The organism is Pseudomonas sp. VS40 (assembly GCF_018587885.1).
In the GTDB taxonomy this organism is placed as follows: domain Bacteria; phylum Pseudomonadota; class Gammaproteobacteria; order Pseudomonadales; family Pseudomonadaceae; genus Aquipseudomonas; species Aquipseudomonas pergaminensis.
The window spans coordinates 633473-656933 of sequence record NZ_JAGYWD010000004.1; the positions used below are offsets into that span (position 1 = coordinate 633473).

A 23461-nucleotide genomic window follows, 5' to 3' on the forward strand; every position below is an offset into this window, starting at 1 on the left:
TTGGAATGCAGTCAGTGTGGGAGCGGCGGTGCGACGATTCGACTTGCTCGCGAAAGAAGCGCCCCGGTATCAAGCGAACATCACACCATCTCGTGACGAATCCACTCCACCACCGACGTACGCTTCGGCGCCCAGCCCAGCTGTTCACGGGCATGCTTGCCGCGCACTCGGCTGTTGGAGCCCAGGCCGTAGTTGGCCATTTCATAACCCCACTCGGCCTCGGCGTCGGCCAATGGCCAATCCTGCGGTTTACCCAGGCCCAGCGCTTGGGCAATCGCGGTGGTCATGTCGATAAACGACGCTTCGCCGCTCTCCACGAAGTAGAAGGTGCCCGGAACGTTTTTGGTCAGTGCCAGCAGGTACAGCGCCACCACGTCTTCAATGTGCACGTTGGACCAGATGTTCTGCCCGGTGCCCACATGGCGCACTACGCCGCTTTTGCGTGCTTGTTTGAGCAGACGCGGCAATTGCACGCTGTCGCGCTTCACACCCAGGCTGTGACCGTAGATCAGGGTGTTGCAGATCACTGCCGAGTTCACGCCTTCTTTGGCCGCCGCCAGGATCAGGTTGTCGATGGCCACGCGGGCGGCCTTGTCGACCGTCGGCTCCGGCAAGCTGTCTTCAAAATAGATGACATCGCTGGCCTTGCCACCCGACGCATCACCGACAATGCTCGAACCGCTGGTATGCAGGAACGGCTTGTTCGAGCCCTTCAAGGCTGCCAACAAGGTTTCCACGGCAGCGCGATGGTCGCTGCTCGCGGCGTTGATCACCGCATCGGCCTTGTGCGCCTGTTCGGTCAATACAGCGGTGTCATCCAGGGTGCCGATCACTGGGACGATGCCCAGCGCAGTCATTTCAGCCGCTTGCTCGGCGCTGCGCACCAGGCCGGTCACGGTGTGGCCAGCCTTGACCAGGCCAGTGGCGATGGAACCGCCGATAAAACCTGCGGCGCCGGTTACGAATACGTTCATGGAGAGTGCTCCTGACTGGGTAAGTGATGAGCCCAGTATCAAGGGCTCACTCCTGACGAATAAGCCCCTGTTGCCCAATTGACTCTTGCGCCAAAGTCACGAATCAGCAGGCATACCGCGCCAGCTTGGCCTGGATAAAGTCCAGGAAGCACTGGATACGCAACGCCAACTGCGAGTTGCGATAGAACACCGCATGGATCGGCTGGCGATAACCACTGTTGAACGCCTCCAGCACGGGCACCAGGCGACCGGCGTCGATATCGTCGATGGTCATGAAGTTCGACAGGCAGCAGATGCCCTGACCCTCCAGCGCCAACTGGCGCACGGTTTCGCCACTGGACGCCGCCACGCTGGGCTGGATCAGCCAGCGGTCGCCCTCCACATGGCGCAATGGCCAGTGGTTGAGGGTTTCGGTCTGGGTGAACCCCAGCAGGGTGTGGTCCGCCAGCTCGGCCACTGTGGTCGGCGTGCCGTGCTGCTTGAGGTACCCGGGGCTGGCGAGGATATGCAGCGGCGTACAACCGAGCGCGCGCGCGTGCAGGGTGGAGTCGGCCAGGGCGCCGATGCGAATGGCGATGTCGGTGCTCTGTTCCAGCAGGTCGATGATCAAGTCATCGCTGTTCAGCTCCAGCTGGATGTCCGGGTAGAGGCTGCGAAACTCGGCAATGTACGGCACGATCCCATGCAGCATGAACGGCACAGCCGCGTTGATGCGCAGGCGCCCCGCCGGTTTTTTCTGGCGTGACGACAGGTGCTCTTCAAGCTCATCCATCTGCGCCAGGATCACCTTGGCTTGCTCGAAAAAGTACTTGCCCTCTTCGGTCAGGTCCATGCGCCGCGTGGTGCGGTTGATCAGCGTGGTGTCGAGCTTGGCTTCCAGGCGCGACAAGGTGCGACTGACCGCCGAGGGCGTCTGCCCGACCTGCTCTGCGGCAGCGGAAATCGAACCGCACTCAATCACGCTGACAAAGATCTGTAGCTCATCGGATCGGGCTTTCACACGTTGTCCTCTCATATCGGTTCGCAGCAGCTTACACCGAGAGATTGAACGGCCGCGCCCTTAACCGCTGATCAGAAGATGAGCGCCCAATAGCGCCATGCCGAGGAAAAATACGCGCTTGAACAACAGCGCACTGATGCGCTGACGCAGCGCTTGCCCCAACCACATGCCCAGCAGCGCCGGCACCAATGCCAGTAGCGAAGCATTGAGTTCACCGCCACCGAGGGTGCCGCGCCAGGCCAGCCCGGCCGCCAGTGCCAGGGTCGATACAGCGAACGACAGCCCCAGCGCCTGCACCAACTGGTCGCGGCTCAAGCCCAGGGCTTGCAGATAGGGCACGGCAGGGATCACGAACACACCGGTCGCCGAGGTGATAATGCCGGTGATCACCCCGCACAGTGGGCCCAGCCAGCGTTCGGTTTCAGGCTTCACCTTTAACGAGGGCAGGAACAAGCCGCTCAGGGCATAGACCATCAATGCACCGCCCAATGCATGAACTACCCAGCCACCACCGTCCATCCCAAGCCATAGAGAACCAAGCCCGGTGCCTAGGAAGATCAGCAGCAGCATGGGCCACAGGCGCTTGATCAACGCGCTCAAGTGGCCGCCGAATGCCAATTGCCACAGGTTGGTGACGGTCGATGGAATGATCAATAACGCCGCTGCCTGCGCTGGTAGCATAGCCAGGCCGAGCATGCCCATGGCGACCGTCGGCAAACCCAGGCCGATCATGCCTTTGACTGTACCGGCCAGTAGGAAGGTGCCGATCACCAGCAGCGTCAGGGCGGGGCCGATGTCTTGGTAAAATGCGAGGAAGGTATTCATGGGGTGATTGTGCGGTTTTTCGATGGGTGCTGAAATTCGCCATATACTGAGGCAGCCTCTTGTTTTGCATGAGGCTGATGACCTCTTCGCAAGCAAGCCCGCTCCCACAGTTGAAATGCATTCCACGTGTGGGAGCGGGCTTGCTCGCGAAAGCGTCAGTCCAGTCACCCGAGAAACCCAGCCATGCACTTTGACCTGATCGACCTGCGCCTCTACCTGCACGTCCTCGACACCGGCAACATCACCGCTGGCGCCGGTCGTAGCCATTTGTCCCTGGCCGCGGCGAGTGCGCGTATCCGGGCGATGGAAGCTTCGCTGGGCATCGAGTTCCTGGAGCGCGGCCGCCGTGGCGTCACGCCCACCCCCGCCGGCAAGGCCCTCGCCCGTCACGCCCGGCTTTTGCTGCAACAAGCCGAGCACCTGCAACAGGACCTGGCGGAATACGCCAATGGCGTCAAAGGCCAGGTGCGCCTGCTGTGCAATACCACCGCCCTGAGTGAATACCTGCCGGAACTGCTGGCGGACTTTCTGTGCGAGCACCCCAATCTCGATATCGACCTGCAGGAACTGCCCAGCCTGCGCATCACCCAGGCCTTGCGCCAGGGCACGGCAGATCTTGGGATCATTTCCGACGCGGTAGACACCCACGGCCTGCAGACCCTGGCGTTTCGCGATGACCCGCTGGTGCTGATCTCACCGCAGGATCATCCGTTCACCGAAGGGAGTTTTGTCGATAGCCTGCAATACGACTTTGTCGGCCTCGCCCCCCACAGCGCATTGACGGTGTATCTCGAAGAACAGGCATTGCACGCCGGTTTCCGCCTGCAAACACGCATCCGGGCCGAAGGCTTTGATGGGGTGATTCGCATGGTCGCCCGCGGCGCTGGCCTGGGCATCGTGCCCCAAGCCGCGCTGGAGCGCTGGCCTTTGGAACGCAGCTTCAAGGCCCACCCCCTGCAAGAAGAGTGGGCCCGCCGAATGCTGCTGCTCTGCGCCCGCTCGTTCGAGCAATTGCCCGGTTACGCCAGGGCCTTGTTCGATGCCTTGGCCCTGCCCTTGCGGAAGAACCCGTAATACACCGCCGACAGAATCAGCAGGAACGGCACACCAAACACCAAGGTCATCTTGAACGCCTCGGTGAAATACGTGGTGATCATCACCGCGCCCATCAGCACCAAGCCCAGCAGCGTGCTGTAGGGAAACAGCCGCAGTTGGAACGACAGCTTCGGCCCGCCATGGCGCTTGCGGTAGCGGCGGAAGAACAGGTGCGTGAGGAAGATCATGAACCAGGTAAAGATCGCGCCAAACATCGAGATCGCCATCATCAGGGTGAACGAGCTTTCCGGGTACACCACGTTCAACAGCGTTGCCAGGGCAATGCCCGAGCTGGACAGCAGCAGCGCGTTCAGCGGGATGCCGCTCTTGCTCAGAGCCCCCATGGCCTTGGGCGCGAAGCCGGCGCGGGACAGGCTGAACATCATGCGGGTGGTGATGTACAGCTGGCTGTTCATCGCCGACAGCGCCGCGATCAGGATCACGAAGTTCATCACCCCGGTGGCCCCCGGAATGCCGATGGTCTGCATCACCGTCACGAACGGGCTCTGGGTTTGCCCGGCCTGGTTCCACGGCACGATGGCCAGCATCAGCGCCAGGGTCAGCAAGTAGAACACCACCAGGCGCACGATGGTGGCGCGGAAGGCTTTCTTCACAGCTTGCTCTGGGTCAGCCGCTTCACCAGCGGCCACGGCAATCATCTCCACGCTCAGGTAGCTGAAGATCGACACGATGACCGCGATCCACATGCCGCTCAGGCCATGGGGGAAAAAGCCGTCGTGGGCGGTGTAGTTCTGCACCCCGTATTCCGGGTTGCCGGAGCCGAACACCACGTACACGGCGAGGATGATGAAGCCGACAATGGCGCTGATCTTGATCGTCGAAAACCAGTATTCGAAGTTGCCGAAGGTCTTCACGCTGATGGCGTTGAGCAGGATCAGCACGCTGGAAAACGACACGATCCACACCCATTCCGGCACGTTGGCGAACCAGTACTTCATGTACATCGCCACCGCCGTGACCTCGGCGCCCACCGCCAGCACGATTGCCGCCCAGTAGGCGTAGCGCACCAGGAAGCCGGCCAGTGGGCTGATGTAGAACTCGGCGTAGGCGCCGAAGGAGCCCGAGGTGGAATGCGCCACCGTCATCTCCGCCAGGCAACCCATCAACAGCAGCGTGATCAACGCGCCAATGGCGTAGCTCACCAGCACACTCGGCCCGGCATAACCGATGGCGTAGGCGCTGCCCATGAACAGCCCGGTGCCAATGGCGCCGCCGATGGCGATCATGCTCATCTGGCCGGAAGTGAGCTGGCGCCGCAGGCCCAGTTCGCGGTGGGTGATCTCGGCAAAGCCGTTGTCTGGCGTGGTCACGTGGTGTGCCCCTTTATTATTGTGATTGTTGTTGCTGACGCTGAACCCTGTGGGAGCTGGCTTGCCTGCGATGGCGATGGTGCATTCACCACCGTCATCGCAGGCAAGCCAGCTCCCCCATTCTGATCGACGTAGTCTCAGGTGACACTGTTGCGAACTTTGAATTGCGGCTGGTCCCAGGTGTGGTTGTCGAGGATCTCGCCGAGGATTTCCACCGCGTCCCACACTTCGGTAAAGCTGGTGTACAGCGGGGTAAACCCAAAGCGCATGATGCGCGGTTCGCGGTAGTCACCGATCACGCCACGGGCGATCAAGGCCTGGATCACCGCGTAGCCTTCGGGGTGCTCGAAGCTCACATGGCTGCCGCGCTTGGCATGCTCACGCGGGGTGATCAACACCAACTCATGGGCCGCGCAACGGGCTTCCACCAGCGCAATAAACAGGTCGGTCAACGCCAGGGATTTGCTGCGCAGGCTGGCCATGTCGGTCTGGCCGAAAATCTCCAGGCCGCATTCCACCATCGCCAATGAAGTGATCGGCTGCGTACCGCACAGGTAGCGGGCGATACCGGCGCTCGGCGCGTAGTTCGATTCCATGGCGAACTGCCGGGTGTGCCCGAACCAGCCCGACAGCGGCTGGCGCACCACGTCCACCAACGCCGGGTTGACCCACACAAACGCCTGGGAACCCGGGCCGCCGTTGAGGTACTTGTAGGTACAGCCGATCGCATAGTCGGCACCGGCCTGATGCAGGTCGATGGGCACCGCGCCGGCCGAATGCGCCAGGTCCCAGATGCTCAGCGCGCCGCACTCATGGCTCAGGGCGGTGAGCGCCTGCATGTCGTACATGTAGCCGGTCTTGTAGTTGACGTGGGTGAGCATCACCACCGCCACGTCCTGGTCGATGGCTTGGGGCAGTTCGTCCGGGCTGTTCACCAGGCGCAGGGAATAGCCTTGCTGCAGCAGTTCGGCCAGGCCCTCGGCGATGTACAAGTCGGTAGGGAAGTTGCTCGCCTCGCTGACGATCACCTTGCGCCCAGGCTGGCGTTGGCGCTGCACAGTCAACGCGGCGCTGAGCACCTTGAACAGGTTGATGGAGGTGGTATCGGTGATCACCACTTCGCCGTCGCGCGCGCCGATCAGCGGGGCCAGGCGGTTGCCCAGGCGCTGGGACAAATCCGCCCAACCGGCGCTGTTCCAGCTGCGAATCAAGCCATTACCCCACTCATCGGCAATCACCGCCTGCGCCCGCGCCAACGCCGCCACCGGGCGCGCACCGAGGGAGTTGCCGTCGAGGTAGATCACGCCCTGCGGCAAGGCGAACTGGGTGCGCAAGGGTGCCAGCGGGTCCTGTGCGTCGAGGGCTTGGCAATGGCTTCGAGTGTTCATGGATTGTCCTGGTTTTTATAGGTAGGAATGAACCAAATAATGAACGAAGCTTAAGAGAATTTTCGTGCAAAGTGGGAGGTAACAGGCTAATTAAGCTGTAGGAAATTCGAATTTAACCTCCAAACACGCGGATTTATTCTAACCATGATTCTTGACGCCACCGACCTGCGCCTCCTGCATTTCCTGCAACAGGATGGCCGCATCAGCAACCAGGAACTGGCAGAAAAAGTCGCGCTGTCACCGTCCGCGTGCCTGCGCCGTCTGCGCCTGCTGGAGAGTGAAGGGATCATCAGTGGCTACCGCGCCGTGCTGAATGCCGAGCAGTTGGGGATCGAGCTGGAGGCGATCGTGCACCTATCGTTGCGCCAGGACGTGGAGGATTGGCACGAGACGTTTATCAAGAAGGTGCAGGGCTGGCCGGAAGTGGCCAGCGCCTATGTGATCACCGGCGCCAGCAACTATGTGCTGAGGGTGCAGGCGCGCAACCTCAAGCACTTCTCGGACTTTATCGTGAACCACCTGAACCGCACGGCGGGGGTGATGGATATACGCTCGGAGATTGTGTTGCAGAAGATCAAGGATCGCGATGAGGTGCTTGACCTGGTCATCCGCAAATAGCCTCAACACCACCGCCCCTGTGGGAGCTGGCTTGCCTGCGATAGCAATGGTGCATTCACTGCCGTCATCGCAGGCAAGCCAGCTCCCACATTTTTAACAGCGTTTAGTCTTCAAGGGCGCGGACTCGTTGCATGCGCTTTTGCTCCACCGGCGCATCGGCAGTCTGCAACTCAAAGTCAAAATCAATCTGCGCCAACCGCCCTTCCACGCCAAACTCGCGCGCCAGCTGCGGGTCGTCACTGAAGCGAATCTCGGCGATCAACTCATCCCGCGTCGCATAGGCAAAGTCGTCATGCAGGTACGGGTCGTCCGACAGGTTGATCTGGGTGGTCAGGTGCCGGTGCCCCGGCGCGGAAATGAAGAAGTGAATGTGCGCCGGCCGCTGCCCGTGGCGCCCCAGTTGATCCAGCAGTTGCTGGGTCGGCCCGCTCGGCGGGCAGCCGTAGCCGGATGGCACGATACTGCGGAATCGGTAGTTGCCCTGGGCATCAGTCTCGATACGTCGGCGCAGGTTGAATTCGGATTGTGTCGGATCGAACCACGAATACGTACCGCCGGTATTGGCCTGCCATACATCCACAATCGCCCCCGCCAGCGGCTTGCCATCGGTACCGCGCACCTGCCCACGCATGAACAGCGGCACCGCGTCGTCCGTGCCATCGTCCAGCCGCGCCTCGTAGTGGCTCAACGGCGCACCGGCCACATACAACGGGCCTTCGATAGTGCGCGGGGTGCCACCGGATTTACCGGCCTCTTCATCAGCGGCGTCCATCAACAAGTCAAGGTAATGCTCCAGGCCCAGCCCTGCCGCGAGCAGGCCGGCTTCCTGATTCTTGCCCAACTCGTTGAGGTAGTTGACCGCCTTCCAGAACTCTTCCGGGGTCACCTCCAGGTCTTCGATGATGTTCACGGTGTCGCGCAGAATCCGGTAGATCAGCGCCTTGGTACGCGGGTTGCCCGCGTCGTTGAGGTTGCCGCTGGCTTCTTCAAGAAACTGTTGGGCGTGGGCAGTCTGGGACAGTCGGATGGACATGGGGCATTCCTCATCTTGTAATTATTGGGTGCATGACAGGCTTAACGGTCGTCCTCATGGATCGACGAAGGGTGCCGGCACAGGGCGTTCACTTCGATGGCCATGTAGGGGAAAAGCGGCAGTTGCATCAGCAGGTCGTGCAGTGCTTGCACGCTGTCGACGTCGAACACGCTGTAGTTGGCGTAGTGCCCGGCAATGCGCCACAGGTGGCGCCACGTGCCCTCCTCCTGCAGCCGCTGCGCCAGCGCTTTTTCGTCGGCCTTGAGGCTGGCAGCGCGTTCGGGGTTCATGTCGAGTGGCAGGTTCACGGTCATTTTTACGTGGAACAACATGGCAGGCGCCTCTTAGTGTTTGTCACGACGGAAGAACGCCAGGCGCTCTTCATCGATGGCCAGGCCCAGGCCCGGTGCGGTGGAGACATGCAAATGGAAATCGCGGTACACCAGCGGCTCGATGAGGATGTCTTCGGTGAGCAACAACGGGCCGAACAGTTCGGTGTCCCACGCCAGCGTGTTCAGCGTGAGAAAGGCATGCGCCGACGCCAGGGTACCGATGCCACCTTCGAGCATGGTGCCGCCATACAGGCCGATCCCCGCGGCCTCGGCAATCGCCGCTGTACGCAGCACCGCACGGGGGCCGCCATTCTTGGCGATCTTGAGGGCGAACACCGACGCCGCGCCTTCGCGCGCCAGGTTGAATGCATCTTCGACGCACTCGATGGATTCATCCGCCATGATCGGCGCCGGGCTCGACAGGTTGAGCCGCGTCATGCCGCCCCGGTTGTTGCGTGAGATAGGCTGCTCGATCAGGTCGATGCCGTTGTCGCCGAGCACCTGGCACGCCCGCAATGCCACCGCCTCGTCCCAGGCCTGGTTGACGTCGACGCGCACACTGGCACGGTCGCCCAAGGCCTTTTTGATCGCGATCACATGGGCCAGGTCCTGGCTGACCTCACCGGCGCCGATCTTCAATTTGAAGATGCGGTGGCGGCGCAGGTCGAGCATCTTCTCGGCCTCGGCAATGTCCTTTTCGGTGTTGCCGCTGGCCAGGGTCCAGGCCACCGGCAAGGCATCGCGCACGCGGCCACCGAGCAGTTCGCTGACCGGCAGGTTCAGGCGTTTGCCCAGGGCATCGAGCAAGGCGCTTTCGATCCCGGACTTGGCAAAGGTGTTGCCGCGAATGCTGCGCTCCAGGCGCAACATGGCCGCGTTGATATTGCTCGCGTCTTGGCCGATCAGCAGCGGCGCGAAGTGGCGGTCGATGTTGACCTTGATACTGTCGGGGCTTTCGTTGCCGTAGCTCAGGCCGCCAATGGTGGTGGCCTCGCCAATGCCTTCGATGCCGTCGGCGCAGCGCAGGCGGATGACCACCAAGGTCTGGTTTTGCATCGTGTGCATCGCCAGCTTGTGCGGGCGGATGGTCGGGAGGTCGACGATGATCGTTTCGATCGACTCGATGGCGCAAATCGGCATGGCTATACCCGTTGGGTTCTTTATAGGTTTGAGCCGATTCTGTGCCGTATCTTTCAAGGGTTCCAATATAGAATGGGTCTCGAACAATACCCTCAAGGTATGAAAGGAGTCGTCATGGAACTGCGTCACCTGCGCTATTTCCAGGTGCTGGGGGAGACCCTCAACTTCACCCGCGCTGCCGAACGCCTGCACATCGCCCAGCCGCCGTTGAGCCGGCAGATCCAGCAATTGGAGGATGAACTGGGCGTCATTTTGCTTGAGCGTGGCCGACCGCTGCGGCTGACCGAGGCCGGGCGGTTTTTTTATGAACACGCCAACGTGCTGCTGGAACAACTGAACAAGGTCTGCGACAACACGCGACGCATCGGCCAGGGCGAGAAGACTTGGCTGGGCATCGGCTTTGCACCTTCGACCCTCTACGGCGTGCTGCCGGAACTGATTCGCCGGCTGCGCACCCATGAGGCGCTGGAGCTGGAGTTGGGGTTGTCGGAGATGACCACCTTGCAGCAGGTCGAAGCGCTCAAGGCTGGGCGCATCGATGTGGGATTCGGGCGGATTCGCATCGACGACCCGGCCATTGTCCAGCGCGTGCTGGTGGAAGATCGGTTGGTCGCCGTGCTGCCCGCCGGCCACCCGCTGCTGGACGCGCCTGCCACCCTCGCCCAACTGGCCGCCGAGCCTTTTGTGCTCTACCCCGGCAACCCACGCCCCAGCTACGCCGACCATGTGATCGCGCTGTTCGATGCCCACGGCCTCAACCTCAAGGTGGCGCAGTGGACCAACGAATTGCAAACTGCCATCGGGCTGGTGGGCGCGGGGATGGGCGTAACGTTGGTGCCTGCGTCGGTGCAGGTGCTGCACCGTGCAGACATCGGCTACACGCCGATTGTGGAAGCCACGGCGACTTCGCCAATCATTCTGAGCCGACGGGTGAATGACCAGTCGCCGGGGCTGAATCATTGCCTGCAACTGGTGGAAGAGCTCATCTGATTTATCCCAAACACTACAAAACCCCTGTGGGAGCTGGCTTGCCTGCGATAGCGGTGGGTCAGCTGGCACATCAGCTGACTGACACATCACTATCGCAGGCAAGCCAGCTCCCACATTTGGATCTTCATTGTATTCAAAGGCTGCGCAGGCGCTTGCGCTGCAGGGTTTGGCTAGGGGACTCGTCGAACAATTTTCGATACTCCGCCGAGAACCGCCCCAGGTGGGTAAAGCCCCAGCCCAGGGCGATCTCAGAGATGGTACGGGTAGAGCCGTGTTCAAGGATTTCCTGGCGCACGACGCCCAGCCGGTACTTCCTCAGATAGGCCATGGGCGACAGCGCGAAGTATTTGCGAAAGGCATCGAACAGCTTGAACCGCGACACCCCCGCAGCGGCTTCCAGGTCTTCCAGGTGCACGGCTTCGCGGGCGTTGTCGTGGATGTACTGGCGCGCACGGATCAGGTAGTGCGGAAGCTTCACACCGAGGACATCGCGCAGTTCTTCGGAATAGTTATTCGGCTGGGCCAGGATAAGGCCCTTGATCAGCGAGCTTTCCAGGTCGCAGGTAAAGGCGGCCTGGCCATACAACTCGCTGCCGTGCTCCAGCTCGGCGATGAAGTAGCGCGCCATGCGCCACCACGAGGCCGACGCGCCGTCTACCGCGTCCATCACCGATTCAAAGCGCAGCGGCGCTTCGATGGGCCGTTGCAGCAAACCTTCCAGTGACTCACTCATGGCCGCACGCGTGATCACCACCTGCAACTTGCGGCAGTCGCCAGAGATCGCCAGCACCTGATGCTCATTGGGCGAGATGATCACGCCCTGGTCGCGGTTGGAACTCAAGCGCTCACCGTTCTTGCTCAACTCCTGCTCGCCCACCAGCGGCAGGCTCAGGCTGTAACTGCTGAAGTGCTCGGCGTCTTCGATGTCGATGGTTACATCGGTGCCGTACTCGATCACACCCAAGGTGGTGGCGCGGGACTTGAATACGTTGGCGCTGTGGTGAAAGCGCAGGCGTTCGGGCGTGGCGGTGGCCAGGCGATGGGGCCCGCAGATGCCGGACATCCAGCTGCGGGCACCTTCCAGGTCGAAGCGTTGAATCGTTTGGCTGCTCATCAGGGTGCACCCACGGCGGTTAGGCTTTTGCGCGCTCTGGCGGCGCGTCGTTATGGTTCGAAAGCAAGTAATGCGCCACGCCAGCGCGATGGCCACTGGGTGGATAGCAACGGTCGACTATGTGGATAAGTCGCAGGCTTTTGCACCGCTTGCCCCGCCAGACAGTAGCGCATCCCGTCACCGCTGCGCACCGGGTTGGGTATTTGCTGCCCAATTTTCCGGCGCAGGTTCCCCCACTAAGCGGATAGCCCGCACCCTGCCCCGCTGCCTCTAATAAACCACCGATTAGCCCTATCAAAAGGTGCCTCCCATGAGTGGTGCAAGAAGCGTCGAGCAGTGGAAAACATTTATCGAAGGTTGTCTGGATTTTCGCCCGGCGGACGAGGTGTTCCGTATCGCCCGCGACATGTTCACCGAGCCGGAACTGTTTGATCTGGAGATGGAACTGATCTTCGAAAAGAACTGGATCTACGCCTGCCACGAAAGCGAACTGGCCAATAACCACGACTTCGTGACGATGCGCGCCGGGCGCCAGCCGATGATCATCACCCGCGATGGCGAAGGTCGGCTCAATGCACTGATCAATGCTTGCCAACATCGCGGCACCACGCTTACCCGTGTCGGCAAGGGCAACCAATCCACCTTCACCTGCCCGTTCCACGCCTGGTGCTACAAGAGCGACGGCCGGCTGGTTAAGGTCAAGGCGCCGGGGGAATACCCGGAGGGTTTCGACAAGGCCACACGCGGGCTGAAAAAGGCGCGTATCGAGAGCTACAAGGGCTTCGTGTTTATCAGCCTGGACGTGAAGGGCACCGACAGCCTGGAGGACTTCCTCGGCGACGCCAAAGTGTTCTTCGACATGATGGTTGCGCAGTCTGCCACCGGCGAGCTGGAAGTGCTGCCGGGCAAGTCTGCCTACACCTACGACGGCAACTGGAAGCTACAGAACGAAAACGGCCTGGACGGTTATCACGTCAGCACCGTGCACTATAACTACGTGGCCACGGTGCAGCATCGCCAACAGGTGAACACCGAGAACGGCACCGCCGCAGGCAGCACCCTGGACTACAGCAAGCTCGGTGCCGGCGATGCGAACACCGATGACGGCTGGTTCGCCTTCAACAACGGCCACAGCCTGTTGTTCAGCGACATGCCCAACCCCAGCGTGCGCTCCGGCTACGCCACCATCATGCCGCGCCTGGTAGAAGAACACGGCCAGCAAAAGGCCGAGTGGATGATGCACCGCCTGCGCAATTTGAATATCTACCCGAGCCTGTTCTTTCTCGACCAGATCAGCTCGCAACTGCGCATCATCCGCCCGGTGGCGTGGAACAAGACCGAGATCATCAGCCAGTGCCTGGGGGTGAAGAACGAGTCCGACGCCGACCGTGAAAACCGCATTCGCCAGTTTGAGGATTTCTTCAACGTATCGGGCATGGGCACGCCGGATGACCTGGTGGAATTCCGCGAAGCCCAGCGCGGCTTCCAGGGCCGGCTTGAGCGCTGGAGCGATATCTCACGCGGCAGCCACCGCTGGGAAACCGGGCCCACGCCGAACAGCGAAGCCATCGGCATCCAACCGGCCATGACCGGCACCGAATTCACCCATGAAGGCCTTTACGTGAACCAGCACCGCAACTGGCAGCAATTCCTGCTCAAGGGCTTGGACAACCAAGCGCTGACACTGCGGGAGGTGAAGTGATGAATGCGCAACTGCAGTACCAGATCGAGCAGTTCTTCTACCGTAAATCCGAGCTGTGCGACGCCCAGGATTGGGACGCCTATGTGCAATTGTTCGACCCGCAGAGTGAGTTCCACCTACCGCAGTGGGACTCGGAGCACGTCTACACCCGCGATCCCAAGCGCGAGATGTCGCTGATCTATTACGCCAACCGCTCGGGCCTGGAGGACCGCGTGTTCCGCCTGCGCACCGGCAAGGCGGCGTCGGCCACGCCGATGCCGCGCACCTTGCACCTGATCAATAACGTGCGCATTGCGGAGCAACCGGATGGCACGCTGGAGGTGAAATTGAACTGGCACACGTTGTTCTATCGCTTGGCTACGTCGGAGCAGTTCTACGGACAGGCTACCTACAGCCTCAAGCCCCATGGCGACAGTTGGTTGATCACCCGCAAACACGCGTTGCTGCTCAACGACACCATCAACTCGGTGCTGGATTTCTATCACCTCTAAAGCGCCCTTGTTGTGGTGGTGAGCGTGCTTTTTTGTGGTGAGCGGGCTTGCCCCGCGCTGGGGCGCGCAGCGGCCCCTGGTCCAAACACTGCGGTTTGGCGGGAAAAATGCGGCGACTTTCATGGGGCTGCTTCGCAGCCCAGCGCGGGGCAAGCCCGCTCACCACAAAAAGCACGCTCACCACAACAGGCCGTGCGTACGTCATAAATAGGCAGAGAACAACACATGAATCACAAAGTGGCCTTCAGTTTTGCCGACGGCAAGACCCTGTTTTTCCCAGTGGGCGCGAATGAAATCCTGCTGGATGCGGCGCTGCGCAACGGCATCAAGATCCCCCTGGATTGCCGCGAAGGCGTGTGCGGCACCTGCCAGGGCCGTTGCGAGTCCGGCGACTACAGCCAGGACTATGTGGATGAGGAAGCCCTCTCCAGCCTCGACCTGCAACAGCGCAAGATGCTCAGTTGCCAGACACGAGTGAAGTCCGACGCGACGTTCTATTTCGACTTCGATTCGAGCCTGTGCAACGCGCCGGGCCCGGTGCAGGTGCGTGGCACGGTGAGCGCGGTGCAGCACGTGTCGACCAGTACCGCGATCCTGCAGGTGCAGTTGGATCAGGCGCTGGACTTCCTGCCGGGCCAATATGCCCGCCTGTCGGTGCCTGGCACGGACAGTTGGCGGTCATATTCTTTCGCCAACCTGCCGGGTAATCACCTGCAATTTTTGGTGCGCCTGTTGCCCGATGGGGTGATGAGCAACTACCTGCGCGAGCGTTGCCAGGTGGGCGATGAACTGGTGATGGAAGCGCCACTCGGCGCCTTCTACCTGCGCCACGTGACCAAGCCCTTGGTGTTGGTGGCGGGCGGCACCGGCTTATCGGCGTTGCTGGGCATGCTCGATGAACTGGCCGCCAACGGCTGCGACCAACCCGTGCACCTCTACTACGGCGTGCGCGGGGCCGAGGACTTGTGCGAAGCGGCGCGCATCCAGGCGTATGCCGCAAAAATCCCGGGCTTTCGCTACACCGAAGTCCTCAGCGCCCCCGCGCAGGATTGGCCCGGCAAGCGCGGTTACCTCACCGAGCATTTCGACCCGGCCGAATTGCGGGACAGATCGGCGGATATGTACTTATGCGGCCCCCCTCCAATGGTCGAATCCATCCAGCAATGGCTGGCGGATCAGGCACTTGATGGCGTTCAGCTGTATTACGAAAAGTTTACGCAGAGTAATATCTGACCCCTCAGCACTTCTGAGGGGCTGATGCGGCGTGCACTCAACCCTGAGAAAAACAAGTAGAAGGGAATGTTAATGGCGGATGACATGGTTAACCCGGTAGGCCTCAAGCGTGGCCTGAAGAACCGGCACATTCAGCTGATCGCCTTGGGAGGGGCGATTGGCACGGGGTTGTTCCTCGGCTCGGCCGGGGTGCTCAAGTCGGCGGGCCCGTCGATGATCCTGGGCTACGCGATTGCGGGTTTCATCGCGTTCCTGATCATGCGCCAGCTCGGCGAGATGATCGTCGAAGAGCCTGTGGCCGGCTCCTTCAGCCACTTCGCGCACAAATACTGGGGCGGCTACGCAGGCTTCCTGGCGGGCTGGAACTACTGGGTGCTGTACGTGCTGGTGGGCATGGCCGAACTGACGGCGGTGGGTAAGTACATCCAGTTCTGGTGGCCGGAGATCCCGACCTGGGTCAGTGCACTGGTGTTTTTTGTCGCGGTGAACCTGATCAACACCCTGAACGTGAAGTTCTTCGGCGAGGCCGAGTTCTGGTTCGCGATCATCAAGGTGGTGGCGATTGTCGGCATGATCGTGCTCGGTTGCTACCTGCTGTTCAGCGGCACCGGCGGCCCGCAAGCCTCGATCAGCAACCTGTGGAGCCACGGCGGGTTCTTCCCCAATGGCGGCATGGGGCTGTTGATGTCCATGGCGTTCATCATGTTCTCGTTCGGTGGCTTGGAGCTGGTGGGCATTACCGCCGCCGAAGCCAGCGAGCCGCGCAAGGTCATCCCGAAAGCGATCAACCAGGTGGTGTACCGGATCCTGATTTTCTACGTCGGCGCCCTCACCGTGCTGCTGTCGCTGTACCCATGGGACCAACTGCTGCAAACCCTCGGCGCGTCGGGCGATGCCTACAGCGGCAGCCCGTTTGTGCAGATCTTCTCGCTGATCGATAACGACACGGCTGCGCACATCCTCAACTTCGTGGTGCTGACCGCCGCGTTGTCGGTGTACAACAGCGGCGTGTACTGCAACAGCCGCATGCTGTTCGGCCTGGCCGAGCAAGGCGATGCGCCCAAGTCGCTGATGAAACTGAACAAGCAAGGCGTGCCGATCCGCGCTCTGGCGATTTCGGCCTTGGTGACAATGCTGTGCGTGGTGGTCAACTACGTGGCGCCGCAGAGTGCCCTGGAGTTGCTGTTTGCGCTGGTGGTTGCCTCGTTGATGATCAACTGGGCGCTGATCAGTATCACCCACATCAAGTTCCGCAAGGCCATGGGCGAGCAAGGCGTGACGCCGTCGTTCAAGACCTTCTGGTTCCCGTTCAGCAACTACCTGTGCCTGGCGTTCATGCTGATGATCATCAGCGTAATGCTGGCGATCCCGGGTATTCGCGAGTCGGTGTATGCGATGCCGGTGTGGGTGGGGGTTATCTATGTGGCCTACCGGTTGCGGGTTCGCAAAAGCAACGCGGTAGTGAACGCACAGTGATTCCTGCGGGGGGCCGGGCTTGTGTGGGAGCCGGGCTTGCCCACGATGCAGACGACTCGGTTTACAGTGAGACCCAGGTGATGCCATCGCAGGCAAGCCAGCTGCCACAGTTTTGAATGCATCCAAAATGAAAAAGCCCCGGTAATCCGGGGCTTTTTGTTTAGAGCGTGGAACGTACTCGCCAGAGCTCTGGGAACAACACCGTGTCGAGCATCTTGCGCAAATACCCCACGCCTTCCGTGCCGCCCGTACCGGGCTGGAAGCCGATGATCCGCTCTACCGTCGTCACATGGCGGAAGCGCCATTGGCGGAACGAGTCTTCCAGGTCGATAAACTTCTCGGCCAACTGATACAGGTCCCAGTAGCGGTTCGGCTCGCGGTATACCTCACGCCATGCCGCCTCCACGGACTCATCGTGAACCGTCGCCGCCGTCGGGTCGCGCTCGGCACGTTTCGGGTCAATCGCCAGGCCGGCCTTGATCATCAGGTTGATCGCTTCGTCGTACAGCGACGGCGTGGCAATCGCCACTTTCAGCTCGTTCAACAGCTCCGGCCGATGGGCGTGAGGCCGCAACAGCGCCGCGCTTTTATTGCCGAGGATAAATTCGATCTCGCGATACTGGAACGACTGGAACCCCGACGACTGCCCCAGGAACGGGCGGATCGCTTTGTATTCCGACGGCGTCATTGTCGCCAGCACGGCCCAGGCGTGCACCAGCTGATCGAAGATCCGCGACACCCGCGCCAGCATCTTGAACGCTGGCGGCAGCTCGCCCAGGCGCACGTGTTCACGGGCGGCCTTGAGTTCGTGGAGCATCAGTTTCATCCACAACTCGGAGGTCTGATGCTGGATGATGAACAGCATTTCGTTGTGGTCCGGCGACAGCGGGTGCTGGGCGCTGAGGACTTTGCCCAGGTCCAGGTAATCGCCATAGCTCATGGACTCGGAAAAATTCAGCTCGGCGTTATGCCATTCTTCCGGGGGTTGGTAATCGGCAGAGAAGGGACATTGGCTCATCGCGTGGGCTCCTTGAGCGGACGGAGAATGGCGCGGACCGGGCTCGCGTCCAGGTTGGCAAAACGCAGCGGCAGAGCAATCAGTTCATAGTCGCCTTCCGGTACGTCATCGAGCACGATGCCTTCGAGAATCGCCATGCCGTGGCGCGCCACGGCGTTGTGGGCATCCATGGTCTTGGACTGTTGCGGATCCAGCGAGGGCGTATCGATCCCGATCAAACGCACGCCCAGGCTGGCCAGCAGCGCGATGGTTTGCGGGGCGATGGCGGTGAAATTCGAATCCCATTCAGTCAGCGGCGCTTGTGGATAAGTGCGCAGCAACACACGCTCGGGCAGGTTATCCACACGGCCTTGCAACTGATGCGGCTGCACCAGCGCGCCGCTGTCCAGGCAATGCAGCACCCGACACGGGCCCATGTACACGTCCAGCGACACCTCGCCGATGGGTGCGCCGTCTGCGCTGTAATGCAGCGGTGCATCCACATGGGCGCCAGTGTGAGGCGACAAGGTGATACGCCCGACATTCACCGGACACTCCGGGCCAAATTGCCACACGCGCTCTTCCTGGAACGGCGTATCCCCAGGCCAGGTCGGGGTCGCCGTACTCAAGGGCGGGCTGATATCCCACCACGTTTTTATTGGGTTCATTTGAAGGCTCTCGGCGGTTACTGGGGTGAATGATACGAGGGCCGGCTGCGAATTTTCTTGCGAATTCTGGCGTGAGACGGGAAATCTTTCGCACTTACTGCGAAGAAAGGACGATAAATCGCACGAATATATCGTCCGGATGCGCCACCGTGCCCTGTGGGAGCCGGGCTTGCCCTCGATGACGGTGACACTGCTTGCATCTTCATAGCCTGACACTCCGCTATCGCGGGCAAGCCCGGCTCCCACAAGGGTTCGCGGTAATTTCCGGATCATCACACCGCTGCGCTTCTGGGCATCCCGATGTCGAGTTCAGACCACTGACGCAACGCCCTAGGCCTTAGGGTGGATCTTTCCATTCCCTGCCCTGGAGACATCATGTCCAAGCCCATCACCGTACTGCGCGACACCCACCCCCTGCCGGTCCTGGACGCGTGCAAATGGGAAAAACTCGAAGGCGACCCGCACACCGTCAACCTCAACGCCTACACCAGCGAAGACGGCAGCAAGATCATGGGCACCTGGATCTGCACCCCGGGCAAGTGGTACGTGGACTACGTGAAATGGGAATACTGCCACTTCCAGGAAGGCTACTGCATCATCACCCCGGAAGGCCTGGAGCCGATTCACTTGCGAGCTGGGGATATCTTCGTGGTGGAACCGGGGATGAAGGGGACGTGGGAAGTGGTCGAGACAGTGCGTAAGTATTTTGTGTTTGCTTGAGCCGCAAAAACCCGGGAGCCCACTATTAGCAGGCTCCCGGAAACGCCCCTACTTGGGCTTGCGATAGCTATTGATGATCGCCGAGAAGTCCTTGCCCCCTTCCCCACGCTGGCTCATCGATTGATACAACTGCTGGGCCACAGCGCCCAGAATCACGGGTTGCTTGGCCTGACGTGCAGCCTCAGTAGCCAGGCCCAGGTCCTTAAGCATCAGGTCAGCCCCAAACCCACCGGTATAACCACGCGACGACGGTGCGGTTTCGATCACCCCCGGCCATGGGTTGTAGGTATCGGAACTCCAGCAACGTCCGGTGGAGCTGTTGATGATGCCGGCCAGCACCTGGGTGTCGATGCCCAGCGCATCGCCCAAGGCCATGGCCTCACTGACGCCGACCATGCTGATCCCCAACAGCAGGTTGTTGCAGATCTTGGCGATTTGCCCGGTGCCCACTTCACCGCAGTGCACGATGTTGCGGCCCATCTGCGCCAGCACCGGTTGTAGGGTGGCGAACAGTTCCGGGGTGGCGCCGACCATGAAGGTCAGCGTCCCTGCCGCGGCGCCGCCGGTGCCGCCGGAGACCGGAGCGTCGGCTACGGTTACGCCTTGCTTGGCCGCCGCAGTCGCTACGTCGCGAATGGTTTGCGGGTCGATGGTGCTGCAATCCACCGCCGGTACGCCTTTGCCGATGCCAGCCAAAACCCCGTCTTCATTCAGCCACACGCTGCGCACATGCGCCGCCGCCGGCAGCATGGTAATCACCAGCTCAGCGTCTTGTGCCGCATCGCGTGGTGAATCGCTGACAGTGCCACCCAGTTCGGCCAGTTCCTTGAGTACTGTCTGGTTCAAGTCGAACAGGTTCAGCGCATGGCCGGCCTTGATCAGGTTGCGGGCCATGGGTGCACCCATGTTGCCCAAGCCGATAAATGCAATCTTCATGGTCGTCTCCCGGTATCAGCGCAGGTTGATGGTGGTGTTGACGCCATCGTTGACCGTGTCGTCATCGAACCAGCGGCTGGTGACGGTTTTGGTCTGGGTGTAGAACTGCACCACTTGCTTGCCGTACGGGCCGAGGTCGCCGAGCTTGGAACCGCGCGAGCCGGTGAAGCTGAAGAAAGGGACCGGCACCGGGATAGGAATGTTGATGCCGACCTGGCCTACATCGATCTCGCTCTGGAACTTGCGCGCCGCCGCGCCGCTCTGGGTGAACAGGCCGGTACCGTTGCCGAACGGGTTGGCGTTGACCAAGGCGATGGCCTCGTCGAGGGTCGCGACCTCCAGCACCACCAGCACCGGGCCGAAGATTTCCTGGGTGTAGATCTGCATATCGGTGGTCACGCCCGAGAACAGCGTCGGGCCGACAAAGTTGCCTTGCTCGAAGCCCGGCACCTTGATGTCGCGGCCATCCAGCTCCAGCTTGGCGCCTTCTTTCACGCCGCTCTCGATGAGTTCCAGGATACGTGCCTTGGCGCGCTTGGAAATCACCGGGCCGACATCAGTGCCCGCTTCACTGCCCGCGTTGACCTTGAGCTTTTGCGCCAGCGCTTTCAGGTCCGGCAGCCATTGTTTGGACGCGCCCACCAGCACCACCACCGAGGTGGCCATGCAACGTTGGCCCGCCGCGCCAAAACCGGCACCGACCAGGGCATTGAGGGTGTGTTCGCGGTTGGCATCCGGCAGCACCACCGCGTGGTTCTTGGCGCCCATCATCGACTGCACGCGCTTGCCGTGTTTGCCGGCCAAGTCGTAGACGTGAGTGCCCACGGCGGTCGAGCCCACGAAGGACACGGCCTTGATGTCTTTGTGGGTGCACAGCGCATCCACCACGTCCTTGCCGCCGTGCACCACGTTGAGCACGCCAGCCGGCACGCCAGCTTCCAGCGCCAGCTCCACCAGCAGCATCGTCGACAGCGGGTCCTGCTCGGACGGTTTGAGAACGAAGGTGTTACCGCAGGCGATGGCCATCGGGAACATCCACAGCGGGATCATCGCCGGGAAGTTGAACGGGGTGATACCGGCGCACACGCCGATGGGTTGGCGCAGGGTGTAGGTGTCGACGCCACCGGCGACGTTCTCAGCGAATTCGCCCATTTGCAGGGTGCCGATGGAACAGGCGTGTTCCACCACTTCCAGGCCACGGAAAATATCGCCCTCGGCATCGGCAATGGTCTTGCCCTGCTCGTTGCTGAGGACCACGGCGATGCGCTTGGAATGTTCGCGGATCAAGGCCTGCAGCTTGAGCATGATGCGCATGCGCGCACCGATCGGCGTCAGCTTCCAGGTCTGGAAGGCGCGATGGGCGGCATCGATAGCAGCGTTGACTTCATCGGCCGTGGCGAAAGGGACTTTGGCCAGCACCTCTTGGGTGGCCGGGTTGACGATGTCTTGCCACTCGGTGGTCTTGGACTCGACCCACTCGCCGTTGATCAGCAACTTGACCTGTTGCACGGAAATATCGGCAGATGCGTTCATGTGGTCTCCAATCTTATATTTATGCAGAGACAAGGCGCGTAACCGCCTTGGGAAATGAGGCGTTCGGACTGTTTTTGGAGTATAGATGTGCAAATCTCTAATAAGAACGCACATAAAAGCCGGACCAATATGCAAAAAAACATCACGTCCCTGGGCTCCCTGAACTGGGATGACCTGAAGTTTTTCCTCGAAGTGGCCCGCACCCGCAAGGCCAGCGTGGCCGCCAAGCGCCTGGCGGTGGACTACACCACCGTGTCGCGGCGCATCAGTTCACTGGAAGTGTCACTCGGCACCCTGCTGTTCGAAAAATCCCGGACCAACGGTTTCGTGCTCACCACCGAGGGCCAGCGTCTGCTGGGCTATGCCGAGTCCATCGAAAGCACCCTGCACATGGCCTGCGAGCAAGTTTCCGGCTCCGGCGTGGCGCTGTCGGGCCATGTGCGCATGGGCTGCACCGAAGGGTTCGGCAGCTTCTTCGTCACCCCGCAGTTGAGCCACTTCGTCGACACCTACCCGGCCATCTCGGTGGACATCCTGCCCCTGCCTCACTTCATCAGCCTGTCCAAGCGCGAAGCCGACATCGTCATCGCCCTGGAACGGCCGGAACATGGGCCGTATGTGTGCTGCAAACTGTGCGACTACAAATTGCAGCTGTACGCGACCCAGGAATACCTCGACCAACACCCGCCCATCCGCAAACCTGCGGATTTGGCCGAGCATCCGTTTATCAGCTATGTAGATGACTTGGCGTTCAGCTCGGAGCTGCTGTACCTGGCAAACGTGGTGCCCGGCGCCAGTGCCAGTTTGCGCAGTACCAGTGTGATCGCGCAGTACGTGGCGGCGCAGCAAGGACGGTCGATGGCGATATTGCCGTGTTTTTTGGCGGCGCAGGATCCACGGTTGTTGCCAGTGTTGGGGGAGCAGATTTCCATCACTCGCCAGTTCTGGATGTATTGCCGGGAGGACCTGAGGAAGTTGAAGCGGATTACGTTGTTGTGGGACTACATCAGGGAGGTGACGGAGCAGAATCAGGGGCTGTTGATGGGGGAGACCAGGGAGATCAGGTTCGCGGATTAAAGGGCCATCAACGATGATTCGCTTTAATTTGCAGGACGTTTCCTAGAGAATCTCCGGCCTATCGTGCCTTAGGGTTCGAGTCATTAGCCTCCGTACTTCGCTGACATCAGAGAACGGGTTTAGCGACCCGACCCCGGACACAGCCTCCAACGTCAAGCGTTTCATGCTTGTCGTTGTCGTGTTATGCCGGCTGTGCGTGGGAGACCTTTGGGTCTGCCGGGTCCTGGGGCCGGTTCGCTAACCTGCGCACAGCTGCACCCTTTCATGTTTAGCGACATGAGTGGGTGGCTCCCTAAACTCCCAGGTATGGATCATGACTAAAATCGTCCCCGATCCACCGCTCTCCTCCATCAGCACCCTCGGCGTCGTCACCTTCGGGGACTACGGCGAAAACGAAAAACCACTGTTCCGCGTCAACGCCGGCATGCCCATTGAGGAAGCGTTAGAGCACGCCTCCACCCTGCTTTTCTACTCCAAGAAACTCGCGATGGAAGCCGCCCTAGATATGCACGCCGGACCGTTAAGCGCACACCGTTCAGATGTGGGGGCCTGCCTTCGACGGCGGTGGGTAAGGCAATAGATTCTTAACTGAATGACCGCATTCGCGAGCAAGCCCGCTCCCACAGTTGAACTGGGTAAGCCGCAAAATTCAGGCCTTGCACAAATAAGTGTGGGAGCTGGCTTGCCTGCGATGGCGGTGTGTCAGTCAGCACATTCTTTGCTGATGGACCGCTATCGCCGGCAAGCCAGCTCCCACAGTTGATTGGGTTTCACATTGAGATTGGCGG

At 61.0% G+C, this 23461-nt stretch carries 23 protein-coding genes; 10 read left to right on the forward strand and 13 right to left on the reverse strand.

The features are described 5' to 3' along the window. Window positions 1-80: 80 nt before the first annotated feature. The 3 genes from KHP07_RS15730 to KHP07_RS15740 all read right to left on the reverse strand — a co-directional run bounded on the left by KHP07_RS15730 (window position 81) and on the right by KHP07_RS15740 (window position 2799). The gene (locus KHP07_RS15730) at window positions 81-974 is read right to left on the reverse strand and encodes an NAD-dependent epimerase/dehydratase family protein (RefSeq protein ID WP_078050167.1); all 894 of its coding nucleotides are present in this window, start codon (window positions 972-974) and stop codon (window positions 81-83) included. A 103-nt stretch (window positions 975-1077) separates the two neighbouring features. After that, on the reverse strand, window positions 1078-1974 hold the full coding sequence (locus KHP07_RS15735; protein WP_214497466.1) for a LysR substrate-binding domain-containing protein: 897 nt from the start codon (window positions 1972-1974) through the stop codon (window positions 1078-1080). A gap of 60 nt (window positions 1975-2034) precedes the next feature. After that, entirely contained in the window at window positions 2035-2799 is a 765-nt protein-coding gene (locus KHP07_RS15740) for a sulfite exporter TauE/SafE family protein (protein ID WP_214497467.1), read from the reverse strand. Between the two features lie 183 nt (window positions 2800-2982). On the opposite strand from KHP07_RS15740, the gene KHP07_RS15745 reads away from it, so the two are divergent. Beyond that, window positions 2983-3873: a LysR family transcriptional regulator gene (locus tag KHP07_RS15745; protein ID WP_078050170.1), complete on the forward strand. Its 891-nt coding sequence runs from the start codon at window positions 2983-2985 to the stop codon at window positions 3871-3873. Here KHP07_RS15745 and KHP07_RS15750 read toward each other — a convergent pair. Together KHP07_RS15750 and kynU are read right to left on the reverse strand one after the other, a co-directional pair. Beyond that, window positions 3819-5225, reverse strand: a complete 1407-nt coding sequence (locus tag KHP07_RS15750; protein ID WP_100492155.1) for an amino acid permease — start codon at window positions 5223-5225, stop codon at window positions 3819-3821. The two genes, KHP07_RS15745 and KHP07_RS15750, sit on opposite strands and share 55 nt — an antisense overlap. A gap of 137 nt (window positions 5226-5362) precedes the next feature. Next, window positions 5363-6613: a kynureninase gene (kynU, locus tag KHP07_RS15755; protein ID WP_078050172.1), complete on the reverse strand. Its 1251-nt coding sequence runs from the start codon at window positions 6611-6613 to the stop codon at window positions 5363-5365. Window positions 6614-6757: 144 nt separating this feature from the next. Between kynU and KHP07_RS15760 the strand changes: the two genes are divergently transcribed. Next, on the forward strand, window positions 6758-7231 hold the full coding sequence (locus KHP07_RS15760; protein ID WP_016974903.1) for an Lrp/AsnC family transcriptional regulator: 474 nt from the start codon (window positions 6758-6760) through the stop codon (window positions 7229-7231). Window positions 7232-7334: 103 nt separating this feature from the next. Here the strand turns inward: KHP07_RS15760 and catA are convergent, their stop codons facing one another. Genes catA through KHP07_RS15775 form a run of 3 tightly spaced genes read right to left on the reverse strand, consistent with a single transcriptional unit; the run spans window position 7335 to window position 9736 of the window. Beyond that, complete coding sequence (gene catA / locus KHP07_RS15765) at window positions 7335-8264, reverse strand: catechol 1,2-dioxygenase (RefSeq protein WP_100492153.1); 930 nt, start codon at window positions 8262-8264, stop codon at window positions 7335-7337. Between the two features lie 41 nt (window positions 8265-8305). Then, window positions 8306-8596, reverse strand: coding sequence for a muconolactone Delta-isomerase (catC, locus tag KHP07_RS15770; RefSeq protein ID WP_078050174.1), 291 nt, complete (start codon window positions 8594-8596; stop codon window positions 8306-8308). 12 nt (window positions 8597-8608) lie between these two features. Continuing rightward, entirely contained in the window at window positions 8609-9736 is a 1128-nt protein-coding gene (locus tag KHP07_RS15775) for a muconate cycloisomerase family protein (RefSeq protein ID WP_078050175.1), read from the reverse strand. 114 nt (window positions 9737-9850) lie between these two features. Between KHP07_RS15775 and KHP07_RS15780 the strand changes: the two genes are divergently transcribed. Further along, window positions 9851-10726, forward strand: coding sequence for a LysR family transcriptional regulator (locus KHP07_RS15780; protein ID WP_078050176.1), 876 nt, complete (start codon window positions 9851-9853; stop codon window positions 10724-10726). A gap of 133 nt (window positions 10727-10859) precedes the next feature. Here the strand turns inward: KHP07_RS15780 and KHP07_RS15785 are convergent, their stop codons facing one another. Continuing rightward, window positions 10860-11840, reverse strand: coding sequence for an AraC family transcriptional regulator (locus KHP07_RS15785; RefSeq protein ID WP_078050177.1), 981 nt, complete (start codon window positions 11838-11840; stop codon window positions 10860-10862). 310 nt (window positions 11841-12150) lie between these two features. On the opposite strand from KHP07_RS15785, the gene antA reads away from it, so the two are divergent. The 4 genes from antA (at window position 12151) to KHP07_RS15805 (ending at window position 16742) form a co-directional block, all read left to right on the forward strand. Continuing rightward, on the forward strand, window positions 12151-13542 hold the full coding sequence (antA, locus tag KHP07_RS15790; protein ID WP_214497468.1) for an anthranilate 1,2-dioxygenase large subunit: 1392 nt from the start codon (window positions 12151-12153) through the stop codon (window positions 13540-13542). After that, complete coding sequence (gene antB, locus KHP07_RS15795; protein WP_078050179.1) at window positions 13542-14033, forward strand: anthranilate 1,2-dioxygenase small subunit; 492 nt, start codon at window positions 13542-13544, stop codon at window positions 14031-14033. The genes antA and antB overlap by 1 nt, the downstream gene beginning before the upstream one ends. A gap of 225 nt (window positions 14034-14258) precedes the next feature. Next, complete coding sequence (gene antC, locus KHP07_RS15800) at window positions 14259-15266, forward strand: anthranilate 1,2-dioxygenase electron transfer component AntC (RefSeq protein WP_214497469.1); 1008 nt, start codon at window positions 14259-14261, stop codon at window positions 15264-15266. 72 nt (window positions 15267-15338) lie between these two features. After that, a complete protein-coding gene (locus KHP07_RS15805; RefSeq protein WP_214497470.1) occupies window positions 15339-16742 on the forward strand; it encodes an amino acid permease in 1404 nt (467 codons plus the stop codon). Between the two features lie 160 nt (window positions 16743-16902). Here the strand turns inward: KHP07_RS15805 and kynA are convergent, their stop codons facing one another. Continuing rightward, complete coding sequence (gene kynA / locus KHP07_RS15810; protein ID WP_078050181.1) at window positions 16903-17760, reverse strand: tryptophan 2,3-dioxygenase; 858 nt, start codon at window positions 17758-17760, stop codon at window positions 16903-16905. Then, entirely contained in the window at window positions 17757-18407 is a 651-nt protein-coding gene (gene kynB / locus KHP07_RS15815) for an arylformamidase (protein WP_078050182.1), read from the reverse strand. Before kynB ends, kynA begins: the two co-directional genes overlap by 4 nt. 375 nt (window positions 18408-18782) lie before the next feature. Between kynB and KHP07_RS15820 the strand changes: the two genes are divergently transcribed. Continuing rightward, a complete protein-coding gene (locus KHP07_RS15820; RefSeq protein ID WP_010206533.1) occupies window positions 18783-19127 on the forward strand; it encodes a cupin domain-containing protein in 345 nt (114 codons plus the stop codon). Window positions 19128-19175: 48 nt separating this feature from the next. On the opposite strand, the gene mmsB is transcribed toward KHP07_RS15820, so the two are convergent. Continuing rightward, on the reverse strand, window positions 19176-20063 hold the full coding sequence (gene mmsB, locus KHP07_RS15825) for a 3-hydroxyisobutyrate dehydrogenase (protein WP_214497471.1): 888 nt from the start codon (window positions 20061-20063) through the stop codon (window positions 19176-19178). A gap of 15 nt (window positions 20064-20078) precedes the next feature. After that, on the reverse strand, window positions 20079-21596 hold the full coding sequence (locus tag KHP07_RS15830; RefSeq protein ID WP_016974890.1) for a CoA-acylating methylmalonate-semialdehyde dehydrogenase: 1518 nt from the start codon (window positions 21594-21596) through the stop codon (window positions 20079-20081). A gap of 129 nt (window positions 21597-21725) precedes the next feature. Between KHP07_RS15830 and KHP07_RS15835 the strand changes: the two genes are divergently transcribed. Further along, window positions 21726-22673 (forward strand): LysR family transcriptional regulator, encoded by a 948-nt coding sequence (locus tag KHP07_RS15835; RefSeq protein WP_028617937.1) that lies wholly within the window; start codon window positions 21726-21728, stop codon window positions 22671-22673. Between the two features lie 313 nt (window positions 22674-22986). Beyond that, a complete protein-coding gene (locus KHP07_RS15840) occupies window positions 22987-23253 on the forward strand; it encodes a DUF3077 domain-containing protein (protein WP_223204479.1) in 267 nt (88 codons plus the stop codon). Window positions 23254-23461 lie beyond the last annotated feature (208 nt).

Bases quoted from the DNA above. Each gene is read 5' to 3' on its own strand.
- KHP07_RS15805 (WP_214497470.1), top strand. From the start codon at position 15,339: ATGGCGGATGACATGGTTAACCCGGTAGGCCTCAAGCGTGGCCTGAAG.
- KHP07_RS15775 (WP_078050175.1), bottom strand. From the start codon at position 9,736: ATGCCGATTTGCGCCATCGAGTCGATCGAAACGATCATCGTCGACCTC.
- KHP07_RS15745 (WP_078050170.1), top strand. From the start codon at position 2,983: ATGCACTTTGACCTGATCGACCTGCGCCTCTACCTGCACGTCCTCGAC.
- KHP07_RS15835 (WP_028617937.1), top strand. From the start codon at position 21,726: ATGCAAAAAAACATCACGTCCCTGGGCTCCCTGAACTGGGATGACCTG.
- kynA (WP_078050181.1), bottom strand. From the start codon at position 17,760: ATGAGCCAATGTCCCTTCTCTGCCGATTACCAACCCCCGGAAGAATGG.
- antB (WP_078050179.1), top strand. From the start codon at position 13,542: ATGAATGCGCAACTGCAGTACCAGATCGAGCAGTTCTTCTACCGTAAA.
- KHP07_RS15830 (WP_016974890.1), bottom strand. From the start codon at position 21,596: ATGAACGCATCTGCCGATATTTCCGTGCAACAGGTCAAGTTGCTGATC.
- catA (WP_100492153.1), bottom strand. From the start codon at position 8,264: ATGTCCATCCGACTGTCCCAGACTGCCCACGCCCAACAGTTTCTTGAA.
- antC (WP_214497469.1), top strand. From the start codon at position 14,259: ATGAATCACAAAGTGGCCTTCAGTTTTGCCGACGGCAAGACCCTGTTT.
- KHP07_RS15740 (WP_214497467.1), bottom strand. From the start codon at position 2,799: ATGAATACCTTCCTCGCATTTTACCAAGACATCGGCCCCGCCCTGACG.
- KHP07_RS15840 (WP_223204479.1), top strand. From the start codon at position 22,987: ATGACTAAAATCGTCCCCGATCCACCGCTCTCCTCCATCAGCACCCTC.
- mmsB (WP_214497471.1), bottom strand. From the start codon at position 20,063: ATGAAGATTGCATTTATCGGCTTGGGCAACATGGGTGCACCCATGGCC.
- kynB (WP_078050182.1), bottom strand. From the start codon at position 18,407: ATGAACCCAATAAAAACGTGGTGGGATATCAGCCCGCCCTTGAGTACG.
- catC (WP_078050174.1), bottom strand. From the start codon at position 8,596: ATGTTGTTCCACGTAAAAATGACCGTGAACCTGCCACTCGACATGAAC.
- antA (WP_214497468.1), top strand. From the start codon at position 12,151: ATGAGTGGTGCAAGAAGCGTCGAGCAGTGGAAAACATTTATCGAAGGT.
- KHP07_RS15760 (WP_016974903.1), top strand. From the start codon at position 6,758: ATGATTCTTGACGCCACCGACCTGCGCCTCCTGCATTTCCTGCAACAG.
- KHP07_RS15785 (WP_078050177.1), bottom strand. From the start codon at position 11,840: ATGAGCAGCCAAACGATTCAACGCTTCGACCTGGAAGGTGCCCGCAGC.
- KHP07_RS15820 (WP_010206533.1), top strand. From the start codon at position 18,783: ATGTCCAAGCCCATCACCGTACTGCGCGACACCCACCCCCTGCCGGTC.
- KHP07_RS15730 (WP_078050167.1), bottom strand. From the start codon at position 974: ATGAACGTATTCGTAACCGGCGCCGCAGGTTTTATCGGCGGTTCCATC.
- KHP07_RS15780 (WP_078050176.1), top strand. From the start codon at position 9,851: ATGGAACTGCGTCACCTGCGCTATTTCCAGGTGCTGGGGGAGACCCTC.
- kynU (WP_078050172.1), bottom strand. From the start codon at position 6,613: ATGAACACTCGAAGCCATTGCCAAGCCCTCGACGCACAGGACCCGCTG.